We start from the raw sequence: 14,172 nt of genomic DNA on the forward strand, positions 1-14,172 counted from the left end.
AAAACGATGCAGAAAGTTGTTCTCGCTACCGGCAACGCCGGTAAAGTGCGCGAGCTGGCCTCGCTATTAAATGATTTTGGGCTGGATGTGGTGGCGCAGACCGAGCTGGGCGTGGAGTCCGCCGAAGAGACCGGCCTGACGTTTATCGAAAACGCGATCCTGAAAGCACGCCATGCCGCACAGGTCACCGGCCTGCCCGCGATTGCCGATGATTCCGGTCTGGCGGTTGATTTTCTGGGCGGTGCTCCGGGCATTTACTCTGCCCGCTATTCAGGCGTGGACGCCACCGACCAGCAGAATCTGGAAAAGCTGCTTGTCGCCCTGAAGGATGTGCCAGACGAACAGCGTACCGCGCAGTTCCACTGCGTGCTGGTTTATATGCGTCACGCTGAAGACCCCACGCCTGTCGTCTGCCACGGCAGCTGGCCGGGGGTGATTACCCGTGAAGCCACCGGTAACGGCGGCTTTGGCTACGATCCGATTTTCTTTGTCCCGACTGAGGGCAAAACCGCTGCGGAACTGACCCGCGAAGAAAAAAGCGCGCTTTCCCACCGTGGACGCGCCCTGAAACTGTTACTGGAAGCCCTGCGTAATGGCTAATTTGCCGCCTCTGAGTCTTTATATTCATATCCCCTGGTGCGTGCAGAAATGTCCGTACTGCGATTTCAACTCGCATGCGCTGAAAGGTGAAGTGCCGCACGATGATTACGTTGCACATCTGCTGGCCGACCTGGATGCCGATGTACCTTACGCACAGGGACGTGAAGTGAAGACCATTTTTATTGGTGGCGGTACGCCGAGCCTGCTGTCAGGCCCGGCGATGCAGACGCTGCTGGACGGCGTGCGTGCGCGCCTGAATCTGGCAGCGGATGCTGAAATTACGATGGAAGCCAACCCCGGTACCGTTGAGGCCGACCGTTTTGTCGAGTATCAGCGGGCGGGCGTGAACCGGATTTCCATCGGCGTGCAGAGCTTTAGCGAACCGAAGTTAAAACGACTGGGGCGTATTCACGGCCCGGAAGAGGCGAAGCGGGCGGCAAAGCTGGCTACTGGGCTGGGTCTGCGCAGTTTTAACCTCGACCTGATGCACGGCCTGCCGGATCAGTCGCTGGAAGAGGCGCTGGACGATTTGCGTCAGGCGATTGCCCTGAACCCGCCGCATCTTTCGTGGTATCAGCTGACCATCGAGCCCAATACGCTGTTTGGCTCTCGTCCGCCGGTGCTGCCGGATGACGATGCGCTGTGGGATATCTTCGAGCAGGGCCATCAACTGTTGACCGCCGCAGGCTATCAGCAGTACGAAACGTCGGCCTATGCGAAGCCGGGCTACCAGTGCCAGCACAACCTCAACTACTGGCGCTTTGGCGACTATCTGGGCATTGGCTGCGGCGCGCACGGTAAAGTGACGTTCCCTGACGGGCGTATCCTGCGTACCGCAAAAACGCGCCATCCGCGCGGATATATGGAAGGTCGTTATCTCGAACGGCAGCACGATGTCGAGGCGGTGGATAAGCCGTTTGAGTTCTTTATGAACCGCTTCCGCCTGCTGGAAGCCGCGCCGCGTAAAGAGTTTGCCCTTTATACCGGGTTGCCGGAAACCGTGATTCGCCCACAAATTGACGAGGCGCTGGCACAGGGGTATCTCACGGAATGTGAGGAATACTGGCAGATCACCGAGCACGGCAAACTGTTCTTAAACTCCCTTCTTGAGCTGTTCCTCGCCGAAGAATCTGAAGGCTGATTCAGGATTTTGCATCCCGTTCTGCCAGCTGAGGGAAAGGCTGGCAGAGTGTGGGGATGGAAAAATCAAAACAACTCCGCAAACAAATGACACCCGAAGAGATACGCCTCTGGTATTTGCTCAGAGGTCGTCGCTTCTTTGGGTATAAGTTTCGCCGTCAGATGCCAATTGGTGCGTATATCGTGGATTTTGCCTGCTTTAAGGCAAAGCTAATTGTTGAGCTGGATGGGGGGCAACATCAGGAAAAAGAGGAGTATGACTCGCATCGTACCGAGTTTTTAAATACCAACGGATGGGAAGTCGTACGGTTCTGGAATAATGAGTTTCGCGTTAACGAAGAGGAAGTGTTGCATATCATTCTTCAACGACTGCAGAGCCTGATGCCCTCACCCTAACCCTCTCCCACAGGGAGAGGGAACGGTTACTCCCTCACCCCAGGGGAGAGGGGCCCTGCGCGCAAAGGGGCTACTTCAACGTACCCACCAGCGCCTTCCTGCTATCTTCCAGCGACACCACGCGTTTACACACGTCTTTACCGAACTGCTGGAAATCGGCTTCCTGATTCTTCCACTCGTTCTGAATCGAGGTCTGCAGACCGCCCAGGCTACCCAGCACGCCCTGCAGCGGGTTACCGCCGCCTTTCAGTACCGCTTTGGCGCCCATCTCGTTAATGCTGTCCTGCAGGATACCGCCCATGGCCTGATTCACCAGCTGCTGGCCGTCAGCACGCACCTGATCAATCGCTTTGTAGTGGAACGTCAGGCCGTCGGTACGATGCTCGATAATCCGGTTCATCTGCTCTTTCAGCTGTTTGTCGAGCTTCGTCAGGCGGGTGCGCATGTTGCTGCTCTCACCCACCTCTTTGGTAATGATCTTATCCAGCGCAACGCGGCCTTTCTCAACGCGGGTCAGCGCACCTTCGTCAATCCACGGCAGCGCAGTACGCAAATCGGCCTGGTAGTCTCTGGCCTGCTCACGCTGCGCGGCGGTCAGGTTGTACTGTTTGCCATTGAACGTGACATCACCCTGCGGCGTGATGACCAGATTGCCGTTCTCACCTTTAACCTGAACGGTTTGCGGACTTAACACCACGTCATCACGCGGGGTGACGCTACATTTATACTCCGCATGGGCGGTGAATCCGGTTGCCATTAAGACAACAGCCAGCAACGTTTTGCGCATCTTTAACACTCCCTCAGACAAAATGGGCCAGCTAATGCTGGCCCCTGACTTCTTTATTAGTCCCACCAAACGTCGAAAAGTTCGCTGACGCGGACATCTTCCAGTTTGTGGTCTTCAAGCCATTTACGTACCAGCGCCTGATGTTCTTCGGTGCATTTACCCACTTCCTGGGTGCAGATAAGACCTTCCCACGCCAGATAGCCGCTACCGTCGAAGGCCAGCTTGTTTGGCTCGATCACCTCGTTGATGAACGCATCAACGTCCTGATCGATCTGCTCAACGCTGGTGCCTTCCGGGAAACGCCAGGCAACGGAGAAGCCCACTTCCTGGAATTCTTCGATGTGCATCTTTTTACGCAGACGACGGCTACGATTCTTTGCCATTATTTCACCCTCTCGAACATTAAGTCCCATACGCCGTGACCAAGACGATGGCCACGCTGTTCAAATTTCGTTACCGGACGCGATTCCGGACGCGGTACATAGTCGTTGCTCTCTGACTGGTTTTTATACCCGTCCAGAGACGACATCACTTCCAGCATATGTTCCGCATACGGTTCCCAGTCGGTCGCCATATGGAAGACACCGCCCAGTTTCAGCTTACTTTTTACCAGCTCAGCAAACGGCGCCTGAACGATACGGCGCTTATTATGACGTGCTTTGTGCCACGGGTCAGGGAAAAAGAGCTGAACCATGTTCAAAGAATTGTCAGGAATCATTTTGTGCAGCACTTCCACCGCGTCGTGACACATCACGCGCAGGTTCTCGACCCCCTCTTCGTGGGCGGTGGCCAGACACGCGCCAACGCCTGGAGAATGCACTTCTATGCCGAGGAAGTTCTGGTCCGGGCGGGCTTTCGCCATGGTCACCAGCGAGGTGCCCATACCAAAGCCGATCTCCAGGGTCACTGGCGCATCGCGACCGAACAGGTCGGCAAAGTCGAGCGGCTGCTCGCTGAACTCAACGCCCATCACCGGCCAGTAGTTGTCCAGCGCGTGTTGCTGCCCTTTTGTCAGGCGACCCTGACGGCGGACAAAGCTGCGAATACGGCGCAGCGGGCGACCGTTTTCATCAAATTCCGGTGAAATGACGTCGTTTTTCATAAAAGAGTTGTCTGCTTGTGAGAATGTTCGGGAAACGGGCATTATCCAAAGTTAAGGCTTCTATGCAAGCATGGGAAAGATCCGGTTTACAGCAGATTGACGCTGTGCTGCAATCGGCGTCCCTGATTATACGAATCGATGACCATGCAAGCCTCTCAATTTTCAGCCCAGGTGCTGGACTGGTACGACAAATACGGGCGTAAAACCCTGCCCTGGCAAATTGAAAAAACGCCTTACAAAGTATGGCTCTCCGAAGTGATGTTGCAACAAACGCAGGTTGCCACGGTGATCCCTTATTTTGAGCATTTTATGGCGCGCTTTCCCACGGTAACCGATCTGGCCAACGCGCCGTTAGACGAGGTGCTGCACCTGTGGACAGGGCTTGGCTATTACGCCCGCGCGCGCAATCTGCACAAAGCCGCACAGCAGGTCGCGACGCGCCACAACGGTAAATTCCCGGAAACCTTCGACGAGGTGGCGGATTTACCCGGCGTTGGGCGATCCACCGCGGGTGCCATCCTCTCACTGTCCCTCGGCAAACATTTCCCGATCCTTGACGGTAACGTGAAGCGCGTGCTGGCACGTTGCTATGCGGTTGACGGCTGGCCGGGGAAAAAAGAGGTCGAAAAGCGGCTGTGGGAGATCAGCGAAGCGGTGACCCCGGCAAAGGGCGTGGAGCGGTTTAACCAGGCGATGATGGATCTCGGTGCGATGGTCTGCACGCGCTCGAAACCAAAATGCGAGCTCTGCCCGCTTAATAACCTGTGCGTGGCGTACGCAAATCATTCCTGGGCGCAGTATCCCGGTAAAAAGCCGAAGCAGACGCTGCCGGAGCGCACCGGTTACATGCTGTTGATGCAGCACGGGGACGAGGTCTTTCTGGCGCAGCGCCCGCCGAGCGGCCTCTGGGGTGGTCTATACTGCTTCCCACAGTTTGAAGATGAGGCCACGCTCCGGGCCTGGCTTAAACAGCGCGGCATTGCTGCCGATAACCTGACGCAGCAGACCGCGTTTCGCCACACTTTCAGCCATTTCCATCTGGATATTGTGCCGATGTGGCTTCCCGTGTCCTCCTTCGCCTCGTGCATGGATGAAGGCACCGCTCTCTGGTATAACTTAGCGCAACCGCCATCAGTCGGGCTGGCGGCTCCCGTGGAGCGCCTGTTACAACAATTACGTGCCGGTGCAATGGTTTAGCATCGGCTAAAAAAGAGGAATGAGTATGGCCAGAACCATTTTTTGTACTTTCCTGCAGCGCGACGCTGAAGGCCAGGACTTCCAGCTCTATCCGGGCGAACTGGGTAAGCGCATTTATAACGAGATCTCCAAAGAAGCCTGGGGACAGTGGCAGAAAAAACAGACCATGCTGATTAACGAGAAAAAACTCAGCATGATGAACCCGGAACACCGCAAGCTGCTGGAGCAGGAGATGGTGAACTTCCTGTTCGAAGGTAAAGACGTGCACATCGAAGGCTATACGCCGCCGGAAAAATAACAGCGCGCGGGGGAAACCCCGCCGTTCAAGCAAACACAACACGCACTCCCGGAATGATGAAAAAAATTTTAGCGCTAGCCCTTGTTGCGCCGTTGCTTGTCTCGTGTTCATCAAAAAAAGGCGATGAATACAACGAAGCCTGGGTTAAGGACACCAACGGTTTTGATATTTTGATGGGGCAGTTTGCCCACAACATCGAGAACATATGGGGATTTAACGAAGTTCTTATCGCCGGACCTAAGGATTACGTTAAGTACACCGACGCCTACCAGACCCGTAGCCACATCAACTTCGATGACGGTACGATCACGGTTGAAACCATCGCGGGGACTGACCCTGCGGCGCATTTACGGCAGGCCATCATCAAAACCCTGCTGATGGGCGACGATCCGGGTTCTATCGATCTCTACTCCGACGCCGACGACATTACCATTTCTAAAGAGCCGTTCCTGTACGGTCAGGTCGTGGACCAGACCGGTCAGCCAATCCGCTGGGAAGGCCGCGCCACGAAATTCGCCGACTATCTGCTGCAAACGCGTCTGAAAAGCCGTACCAACGGCCTGAAAGTGATTTATAGCGTCACAATTAACCTGGTGCCGAACCACCTCGACAAGCGTGCGCATAAGTATCTGGGCATGGTGCGTCAGGCGTCACGTAAATATGGCGTGGATGAGTCGCTGATCCTGGCGATCATGCAGACCGAGTCGTCCTTTAACCCGTACGCCGTGAGCCGTTCCGACGCGCTGGGGCTAATGCAGGTTGTCCAGCACAGCGCCGGTAAAGACGTGTTCCGCGCACAGGGGAAATCGGGCACGCCGAGCCGTAGCTATCTGTTTGACCCGCAAAGCAACATTGATACCGGTACGGCCTATCTGGCGATGCTGAATAATGTTTATCTGGGCGGGATTGATAACCCAACCTCACGTCGTTATGCGGTCATTACCGCTTATAACGGCGGTGCAGGCAGCGTGCTGCGTGTCTTCTCGAATGACAAAGTGCAGGCCGCAAATATCATCAACAGCATGGCGCCGGGGGATGTCTACGCCACCCTCACCACCCGCCACCCGTCTGCGGAATCCCGTCGTTATCTGTATAAGGTGAATACGGCGCAGAAGAACTACCGTCGCCGCTAGAAAATAACACCCCTCACCCTGCCCTCTCCCAAAGGGAGAGGGTATTCAAGTTCCCTCTCCCTTTGGGAGAGGGTTAGGGTGAGGGGGCATCAGGCCGCACCTACCCCATCTCACCCCACCCATACGAAAATGTTATTTGCATCACAATCCAAACTGCAAATTAATATGGATTGCATTTTTTTGCGGGAGGTAACAAAACATATCGTTGCCAACTGATAGAATTGCATCAAATAACAACCCTGAATGTTCCTATAACAACATATCTCCCGCTCACTTGTGAGGAAAGTAACATGAACCTTAAGCTGCAGCTTAAAATATTGTCGTTTCTGCAGTTCTGCCTGTGGGGTAGCTGGCTGACTACACTCGGCTCCTATATGTTTGTGACGCTCAAGTTCGATGGTGCGTCAATCGGTGCCGTCTACAGCTCGCTGGGTATCGCGGCGGTCTTTATGCCAACGCTGCTGGGGATCGTGGCGGATAAATGGTTGAGTGCGAAATGGCTATACATGCTTTGCCACCTGGTGGGCGCGGGCACGCTGTTTATGGCAGCCCAGGTCACCACGCCGGGGGCGATGTTTATGGTGATCCTGCTTAACTCGCTGGCCTACATGCCAACACTTGGGCTGATCAACACCATCTCCTACTACCGCCTCAAATCCGCCGATATGGATATCGTGACCGACTTCCCGCCTATCCGTATCTGGGGCACCATCGGTTTTATTATGGCAATGTGGGGCGTGAGCTTCGCGGGCTTTGAACTGAGCCATATGCAGCTCTACATCGGTGCGGCGCTCTCCGTGGTGCTGGCACTGTTTACCCTGACGCTGCCGCATATTCCGGTATCTAACCAGCAGAAAAACCAGAGCTGGAGCACCATGCTCGGCCTGGACGCCTTCGCGCTGTTTAAAAACAAACGCATGGCGATCTTCTTTATCTTCTCCATGCTGCTGGGCGCGGAACTGCAAATCACCAACATGTTCGGCAATACCTTCCTGCACAGCTTCGATAATAACCCGCTGTTCTCAGGCAGCTTTATCGTTGAACATGCCTCGGTAATGATGTCCATCTCGCAGATCTCTGAGACGCTGTTCATCCTGACCATCCCGTTCTTCCTGAGCCGCTACGGCATCAAGAACGTCATGCTGATCAGTATTGCCGCGTGGATGTTGCGCTTCGGCCTGTTCGCCTACGGCGACCCAAGCCCGTTCGGCACCGTGCTGCTGGTTCTGTCGATGATTGTTTACGGCTGCGCCTTCGACTTCTTCAACATCTCCGGTTCGGTGTTTGTGGAAAAAGAGGTGAAACCTGAAATCCGCGCCAGCGCACAGGGTATGTTCCTGATGATGACCAACGGCTTCGGCTGTATCCTGGGCGGTGTGGTGAGCGGTAAAGTGGTTGAGATGTATACCACCAACGGCATTACCGACTGGCAGCCAGTGTGGCTTATCTTCGCCGCATACTCGCTGGTGCTGTTCTTCGCGTTTATCGTGCTGTTCCAGTACAAGCATGTACGCGAACCGCACGGCGCACAGCCAGTCGCGCATTGATTATTGTGCCGGGTAGGCGAAGCCGCCACCCGGCTATTTTATTGCAGCAAGCACCCACCCCACCGACAGCAAATCCGCGCTGCCGCCCGGGCTCAGGTTGCGTTCAATCAATGCGTTATCCATTCTACGCAACGCTTCACCATCCCAGCCGTCAGCCAGCAGTTCCCGCGCATAGTCCTGAACGTAGCCCAGCCCCTCAATGCCGCCGCGCGACACCAGATTGCTGTCCTGATTGATTGCCATCAGGCGTAACAGCAGGCCATGAAGCGAATGTCCGTTCCACTGCGCCAGCGCCTTACGCACCGTCGCAAAACCGCTCTCCGCCTCGCCGCGCGCGCCGGTTAAGCCGTACTGCCGGAACTGCCGCTCCCCCGCCGTCGCCTGCCCGCTGCGTGTGGCCAGCTCTCGCGAAACCAGCCCGTTGCAGATGTTACTCACCTCACAACAGAGGCTTTCTGCGGAGATATTTTTCACACGCCCGGCGGCAAAGCACAGTAACCCCAGGGCAAAAATGCCCCCTTTGTGCGTGTTCACCCCGTTCGTCGCGGCATACATCGCCTGCTCACAGGCCATCCCCATCGGGCGGAGGATCCGTAACTGTTCGCCAGCGGGTTTCTCGGCATGCGCGTTACCCAGCTCAGCAAAGCGCGAAAACCACGGCGTAATCGCCATAATGCTGCGGACAAACAGCGCGTGATCCATATCGCGATGGGAGCCGTTATTGAGCCTGTCCACCAGCCCCGGTTTCGGTGTCAGCTCCAGCTCCTGCCACAGCGCTTCTGCGGCAAGCGCGGGGACGTCAAGCGGGCGCGGTTTAGTCGCGAGCAAACCAGTCATCGATCATCTTCTCCACGCGCGCCACCACCTGCTCCACAGGATGTTTGCGCGAACGGGAACAGGCGTGGGCAGGTTCATCGCAAATCAGGCAGCGTCTGAGATGTGAGCCCAGCGACTGGCGTCCAACGTGGCCGTTTTCAGGGCAAATCACATCCAGATCCCACAGCCTGCCAAGCGGATGCGTCTGCTCCAGCTCCGCACAGTGGGCTTTGATTTCTGCCGCAGGATGGGCCACGCACCACAGCGCTTCGGGCCCGGTCGGCAGCCAGAGCACCTGGCGGTCCAGCACCTGCCAGCGGTTTTCCCACAGCAGCTGATCGCACATCTGTAACGCCACGCCCATGGTGTTGCGATAACGCAGGCTGTCTTTGATCTCCCCGGGTGTTACCAGCGTGAGGGAGATCACCGGTTGTTGATAGTGCGTAAGCCAGTCAGCCTGACGGGCTGCGCGGCGCTCTTTCGCCGCCAGCAGCGCGTCCAGGCTGACACCCGCCCGCACGGGTGTCGCAATGGTCATATTCACTCCTTTACCTGTCGAACGGTGTCGAGCACGCTGCCGTCGCGGTAGCGGATCACCCCGACAATTTTGTCTGTGAACTCAATCGGTTTCGGTACGCCTGTCAGCGAAATTGCCCGCTCATAGAGGGCGTTGATATCAACAACCTTCAGCCCTGCTTCCATGAGGCGTTCGCGGATCTCCGGGCGTGCCGGGTTAACCGCAATGCCGTGATCGGTGACCAGCACGTCGATGCTTTCGCCCGGCGTGAGGCGAGTGGTAACGCGCTTCACCACCGTCGGAATGCGGCTACGCAGCAGCGGCGCAACGACGATGGTCAGGTTCGCCGCGGCGGCCACGTCGCAGTGACCGCCGGACGCGCCACGCATCACGCCGTCGGAGCCGGTAATGACGTTAACGTTGAAATCGACGTCAATCTCCAGCGCGCTGAGGATCACTACGTCCAGCTGGTCGCAGCTTGCCGCCTTACTGCCGGGGTTGGCGTAGACGTTAGTGGAGATCTCCACGTGGTTCGGGTTGCGCGCCAGCGAGGCCGCCGCCTGGCCGTCGAAGCACTGGGTATCGAGCAGCTTTTCGACCAGCCCCTTCTCGTGCAGATCTACCAGGCTGCCGGTGATGCCACCCAGCGCAAAGCGTGCCTTCACGCCGCTGCGCTCCATCTTCTCTTCCATAAAGCGGGTGCAGGCGGTGGCCGCCGCGCCGGAGCCGGTCTGCATCGAGAAGCCCGGTTTAAAATAGCCGGAGTGCTCAATCACATCCGCCGCATAGCGGGCATTCATCAGCTCGCGCGGGTTACTGGTGACGCGCGCCGCGCCGACGCTGATTTTTGCCGGATCGCCCACGCTCTCCACCTGCACGATGTAGTCCACCTGATCCTGCACCAGGCTGGCAGGCATATTGGGGAACGGCACCAGCGCTTCCGTCAACAACACCACCTTGCGGGCAAAATGGGCGTCCACCATCGCGTAGCCCAGCGAGCCGCAGCACGATTTACCGTGCGTGCCGTTGGCGTTACCAAACTCATCGCTGCACGGCACGCCAAGAAACGCCACGTCAATGTTCAGCTCACCGTCCTGCAGCAGCTTTACGCGCCCGCCGTGAGAGTGAATTTGTACCGGCTCGTCCATCAGCCCGTGGGAGATGGCATCCGCCAGCTTGCCACGCATGCCGGAGGTGTAGATCCGGGCGATCACCCCGCTTGCAATATGCTCGATCAGCGCGTCGTTGCAGGTCATCAGCGAGCTGGAGGCGAGGGTCAGGTTTTTGAAGCCCATCCGCGCCAGCAGCGCCACGACGGTGTTGATCACCCGGTCGCCTTCACGAAACGCATGGTGGAAGGAGATGGTCATTCCGTCCTTCAGGCCGCTACGCCTCACCGCCTCTTCAATGGAGGCGCAGAGTTTACGGCTGTGTTTCGCGTCGCTGTCCGCCAGCCACGGCGTGGCGCTGTGGGCGGTATCAAACGGTTTTAACTCCCGCAGATGGGGAAAATTCACATGGAGAAGTTCTGTCTGGTTCATTGTGTCATCCTTACCGACGCACGCCGGAGGCCGCCGCGCGTTCAAGCACCACCTGCGCGTGGTTAATAATCGGTGCATCCACCATTTTGCCGTTGAGCGACACCACGCCAAGGCCGTTACGTTCGCCCTCTTCTGCCGCTTCAATCACCCGCAGGGCGTGATCCACCTCTTCCTGGGTCGGCGCGTAGGCGTTATGCAGCAGGTCTATCTGGCGCGGGTTGATCAGCGATTTGCCGTTAAAGCCCATCTTGCGGATCAGATCGACCTCGCGCAGGAATCCAGCCTCATCGTTAACGTCTGACCACACCACGTCGAAGGCGTCGATGCCTGCCGCGCGGGCGGCGTGCAGCACGGCGCAGCGGGCGTAGAACAACTCGGTGCCGTCGCCGCGCTCGGTCTGCATGTCCATCACGTAGTCAAAAGCCGCCAGCGCAATGCCGATCAGGCGAGGCGAGCTGCGGGCAATCGCCACGGCGTTGATGACGCCAATGGCCGATTCAATCGCCGCCATCACGCGGGTAGAACCAACCTCGCGCCCGCACTCCTGCTCGATACGCTCAAGGTGGCCTTCCAGCTCGTAGATGTCGTCCGGGGTGTCGGTTTTCGGCAGGCGGATCACGTCCACGCCGGCGCGCACGGCGGCTTCCAGATCCAGCAAGCCAAACGGCGTGCTCAGCGGGTTTATGCGCACCACGGTTTCGATGTCCTGATACATCGGGTGCTGCAGGGCGTGGAACACCAGCATTCGCGCGGTGTCTTTCTCGCGCAGAGCAACGGCATCTTCAAGGTCAAACATGATGGAGTCTGGACGGTAGATAAACGCGGTTGAAAGCATGGCGGCGTTGGCGCCCGGCAGGAACAACATACTGCGGCGGAGTTTGCTCATTTCAGCGCCCCCCAGTTAATGGCCTGTTCATCGGCAGCACGCAGAAGCGCACTTTGCAGGCGAGCGCGGATCACACAGTCCAGCGCCCCTTTGTCTTCAATAATGATAAGTCCCTGGTGCACGTTCATGGCGCGCAATGTCTCGTTGACCACCTGGCGAATTTGCTCGCCAAACTGCTTAATCACTTCACTGTGGATGACTATCTCCAGCTCGCCGTGAGCGGGAGCAATTTTCACCATCAGGTCGCTGGACTCCTGCGTTCCGGCCAGCGCCTCCCTTACAATTTTCATGATAAATTCCTGGTAGTTAAGCGACTTCGGCACTCGCACGGTAGTGTGTTTCGAGGTGCGCGAAGGTGGAGTCCGGGACAATCTCCCGGATCCGGGAAAACTGCTGAGTCTTGAGCAAGCGGCGCACTTCGGACGCTGAAATGGCATTGCCGGTGGCCTTGATGCGCGGCATTTCCACCACCTCAATCTGCGGGCTCAGCAAGGCGTGCAGCGTCTGGTTGTACTGACGGGTGATATCGCAAAACGGCTCGGAGCCGATAAAACGATGGGTAATGCCCAGCGCCGGTGCGATAAAGTCGCGGAAGATCAGCACGTCGATTTCGCTCCACGCCTGCTGCACTTTGCCGGTCTCTTTCAAAAAGTAGGCCGGGAAGGTGGCGCGGGAGATGATGTACTGTGAGCCTTCGTGCACGGTCACATTTGGCAGATGCGCGACGCCCGCACGCACCATTCCGAGGCGCGCGCTGAACGGAAAGAACGAGGCATCTTCACGCACCACAAACAGGTGCAGGGCGTCACACTGCTTCGCCGCCTGCTCCACCAGATGACGGTGGCCGAGGGTGAACGGGTTGGCGTTCATCACTATCGCGCCAGTCTTCTCCCCGCCCTTGCGCATCCTGCCCAGGGAACGGCAGTAACGCTCGATCCCCTGCGGGGTGTTCTCCATCAGCACGGCGTTGTTGCCGCTCTGGGCAATGGGCCAGAAGCCGCTGCGCGCAAAGCGCTCCTTATTGCACGGTCGCGTGCAGAGGAAGAGGTGAAAATGACCGCGCTCCAGCGCCGCATTCTGCACCTCCGCCAGCAAGCGCGCGCTGAGGTTCTCGCCGCGAAGCTGCTCGTTCACGGCCACACACTTGATGACGTTGGCGGCAAGACCGGCGCAACCCACCAGTTGCGCGCCGGACCAGGCTTCGACAAACAGCGTGATGTCGTTGTCCAGGCCAAGGCCGCTGTCTGCCAGCAGGTAACGGATCTGGCTTAAGCGTTCCGGGTGTTTCGCCACCAGCGTGTGGCGAAAATCGATGGGTTGACTGTTCATGCCGCCTTTCTCAGTGTGCCGCCGCAAGCCCGGTGGCTGGCGCTTCCACAATCACGTTGCTCAGATGACCGATATGCTCGATCTCCACTTCAATGCGATCCCCCTCTTTCATAAACAGCGGCGGATTACGCTTTTTACCCACCCCGCCCGGGGAGCCGGTGATGATCACATCGCCCGGACTTAAGCGGGTAAAGGTGCTGATGTACTCGATCAGCTCCGCAACCTTGTGGATCATGCTGCTGGTGTTATCTTCCTGCACCATGCGGCCGTTCAGCCAGGTGCGGATCGCCAGCCTGTGCGGGTCCGGGATCTCATCGGCCGTTGCCATCCACGGGCCAAACGCGCCGGTCTGACGCCAGTTCTTACCGGCTGTAAACCAGGTGTGCTGCCAGTCGCGGGCGGAGCCGTCCATGTAGCAGCTGTAGCCCGCCACGTGGCGCAGCGCCTCGTCACGGCTGATATTTTCCCCGCCCTTGCCGATGATCACCGCCAGCTCGCCTTCGTAGTCGAATTCGCTGGAGTGACGCGGCTTCAGCACCGGCTCGTTGTGGCCGGTCTGCGAATCCGGGAAGCGCACGAACAGCGTTGGTGCCGGGTTGTGCTGGTCAAACTCCTTGCGCTTGTCGGCGTAGTTCATGCCCACGCAGAGGATTTTTTCCGGCTGCTCAATCACCGGTAAGAAGGTGATGGCGCTCATCGGCACGTCCACGGCATCGTTCAGGTAACGGGTGGCCTGCGCCAGCCCGTTGCCCTGCAGCAGCGCTTTGAGGTCGCTGTAGCGGTCGCCGAGACGGCGACCTAAATCAATCACACCTTCGGCCTGGACGATGCCGTAGCTGCGTTTTCCCTGGTATAAAAAGCTTGCGAGTTTCATTGTTCTTTC

General features: G+C 57.7%; 17 protein-coding genes. 7 read left to right on the forward strand and 10 right to left on the reverse strand.

The genetic code is table 11. The annotated features are described in order from the left end of the window. Positions 1 to 6 precede the first annotated feature (6 nt). The 3 genes from ACQG2G_RS18120 to ACQG2G_RS18130 are packed head-to-tail and all read left to right on the forward strand — an operon-like array spanning position 7 to position 2,136. Positions 7 to 600 (forward strand): XTP/dITP diphosphatase, encoded by a 594-nt coding sequence (locus tag ACQG2G_RS18120; protein ID WP_061772120.1) that lies wholly within the window; start codon positions 7 to 9, stop codon positions 598 to 600. Next, on the forward strand, positions 593 to 1,741 hold the full coding sequence (gene hemW / locus ACQG2G_RS18125; protein WP_020687055.1) for a radical SAM family heme chaperone HemW: 1,149 nt from the start codon (positions 593 to 595) through the stop codon (positions 1,739 to 1,741). Before ACQG2G_RS18120 ends, hemW begins: the two co-directional genes overlap by 8 nt. A 56-nt stretch (positions 1,742 to 1,797) precedes the next feature. Then, the gene (locus tag ACQG2G_RS18130; RefSeq protein ID WP_038420556.1) at positions 1,798 to 2,136 is read left to right on the forward strand and encodes an endonuclease domain-containing protein; all 339 of its coding nucleotides are present in this window, start codon (positions 1,798 to 1,800) and stop codon (positions 2,134 to 2,136) included. A gap of 70 nt (positions 2,137 to 2,206) precedes the next feature. Here ACQG2G_RS18130 and ACQG2G_RS18135 read toward each other — a convergent pair whose 3' ends face one another. Genes ACQG2G_RS18135 through trmB form a run of 3 tightly spaced genes read right to left on the reverse strand, consistent with a single transcriptional unit; the run spans position 2,207 to position 4,025 of the window. Further along, positions 2,207 to 2,923 carry a DUF2884 domain-containing protein gene (locus tag ACQG2G_RS18135; protein ID WP_023621456.1) on the reverse strand — a complete coding sequence of 239 codons (717 nt, stop codon included), beginning with the start codon at positions 2,921 to 2,923 and terminating at the stop codon, positions 2,207 to 2,209. A gap of 56 nt (positions 2,924 to 2,979) precedes the next feature. Further along, positions 2,980 to 3,306 carry a YggL family protein gene (locus ACQG2G_RS18140; protein WP_003862421.1) on the reverse strand — a complete coding sequence of 109 codons (327 nt, stop codon included), beginning with the start codon at positions 3,304 to 3,306 and terminating at the stop codon, positions 2,980 to 2,982. After that, a complete protein-coding gene (trmB, locus tag ACQG2G_RS18145; RefSeq protein ID WP_013098672.1) occupies positions 3,306 to 4,025 on the reverse strand; it encodes a tRNA (guanosine(46)-N7)-methyltransferase TrmB in 720 nt (239 codons plus the stop codon). The genes ACQG2G_RS18140 and trmB overlap by 1 nt, the downstream gene beginning before the upstream one ends. A 144-nt stretch (positions 4,026 to 4,169) precedes the next feature. Here trmB and mutY point away from each other — a divergent pair, with 144 nt between their 5' ends. The 4 genes from mutY to ACQG2G_RS18165 all read left to right on the forward strand — a co-directional run bounded on the left by mutY (position 4,170) and on the right by ACQG2G_RS18165 (position 8,200). Beyond that, entirely contained in the window at positions 4,170 to 5,222 is a 1,053-nt protein-coding gene (gene mutY, locus ACQG2G_RS18150) for an A/G-specific adenine glycosylase (protein WP_248078888.1), read from the forward strand. A gap of 25 nt (positions 5,223 to 5,247) precedes the next feature. Beyond that, positions 5,248 to 5,520 carry an oxidative damage protection protein gene (locus ACQG2G_RS18155; RefSeq protein ID WP_013098674.1) on the forward strand — a complete coding sequence of 91 codons (273 nt, stop codon included), beginning with the start codon at positions 5,248 to 5,250 and terminating at the stop codon, positions 5,518 to 5,520. A gap of 56 nt (positions 5,521 to 5,576) precedes the next feature. Next, positions 5,577 to 6,653: a membrane-bound lytic murein transglycosylase MltC gene (gene mltC / locus ACQG2G_RS18160; RefSeq protein WP_013098675.1), complete on the forward strand. Its 1,077-nt coding sequence runs from the start codon at positions 5,577 to 5,579 to the stop codon at positions 6,651 to 6,653. Between the two features lie 290 nt (positions 6,654 to 6,943). Then, positions 6,944 to 8,200, forward strand: coding sequence for a nucleoside permease (locus ACQG2G_RS18165; protein ID WP_013098677.1), 1,257 nt, complete (start codon positions 6,944 to 6,946; stop codon positions 8,198 to 8,200). Between the two features lie 33 nt (positions 8,201 to 8,233). Here the strand turns inward: ACQG2G_RS18165 and citG are convergent, their stop codons facing one another. Genes citG through ACQG2G_RS18200 form a run of 7 tightly spaced genes read right to left on the reverse strand, consistent with a single transcriptional unit; the run spans position 8,234 to position 14,163 of the window. Continuing rightward, a complete protein-coding gene (gene citG, locus ACQG2G_RS18170) occupies positions 8,234 to 9,037 on the reverse strand; it encodes a triphosphoribosyl-dephospho-CoA synthase CitG (protein ID WP_236275491.1) in 804 nt (267 codons plus the stop codon). Beyond that, positions 9,015 to 9,554 (reverse strand): citrate lyase holo-[acyl-carrier protein] synthase, encoded by a 540-nt coding sequence (gene citX, locus ACQG2G_RS18175; protein WP_013098679.1) that lies wholly within the window; start codon positions 9,552 to 9,554, stop codon positions 9,015 to 9,017. Before citX ends, citG begins: the two co-directional genes overlap by 23 nt. 2 nt (positions 9,555 to 9,556) lie before the next feature. Then, positions 9,557 to 11,074, reverse strand: coding sequence for a citrate lyase subunit alpha (gene citF / locus ACQG2G_RS18180; RefSeq protein WP_426769298.1), 1,518 nt, complete (start codon positions 11,072 to 11,074; stop codon positions 9,557 to 9,559). A 10-nt stretch (positions 11,075 to 11,084) separates the two neighbouring features. Further along, entirely contained in the window at positions 11,085 to 11,960 is an 876-nt protein-coding gene (gene citE, locus ACQG2G_RS18185) for a citrate (pro-3S)-lyase subunit beta (protein ID WP_013098681.1), read from the reverse strand. Further along, positions 11,957 to 12,250: a citrate lyase acyl carrier protein gene (citD, locus tag ACQG2G_RS18190; RefSeq protein ID WP_013098682.1), complete on the reverse strand. Its 294-nt coding sequence runs from the start codon at positions 12,248 to 12,250 to the stop codon at positions 11,957 to 11,959. Before citD ends, citE begins: the two co-directional genes overlap by 4 nt. A gap of 16 nt (positions 12,251 to 12,266) precedes the next feature. Then, positions 12,267 to 13,289: a [citrate (pro-3S)-lyase] ligase gene (gene citC, locus ACQG2G_RS18195; RefSeq protein WP_038983522.1), complete on the reverse strand. Its 1,023-nt coding sequence runs from the start codon at positions 13,287 to 13,289 to the stop codon at positions 12,267 to 12,269. Positions 13,290 to 13,299: 10 nt separating this feature from the next. After that, the gene (locus tag ACQG2G_RS18200; protein ID WP_023621451.1) at positions 13,300 to 14,163 is read right to left on the reverse strand and encodes a fumarylacetoacetate hydrolase family protein; all 864 of its coding nucleotides are present in this window, start codon (positions 14,161 to 14,163) and stop codon (positions 13,300 to 13,302) included. Between the last annotated feature and the right edge of the window lie 9 nt (positions 14,164 to 14,172).

The sequence above is a fragment of the Enterobacter cloacae complex sp. 382A5 genome (assembly GCF_050031095.1).
GTDB lineage: Bacteria > Pseudomonadota > Gammaproteobacteria > Enterobacterales > Enterobacteriaceae > Enterobacter > Enterobacter cloacae.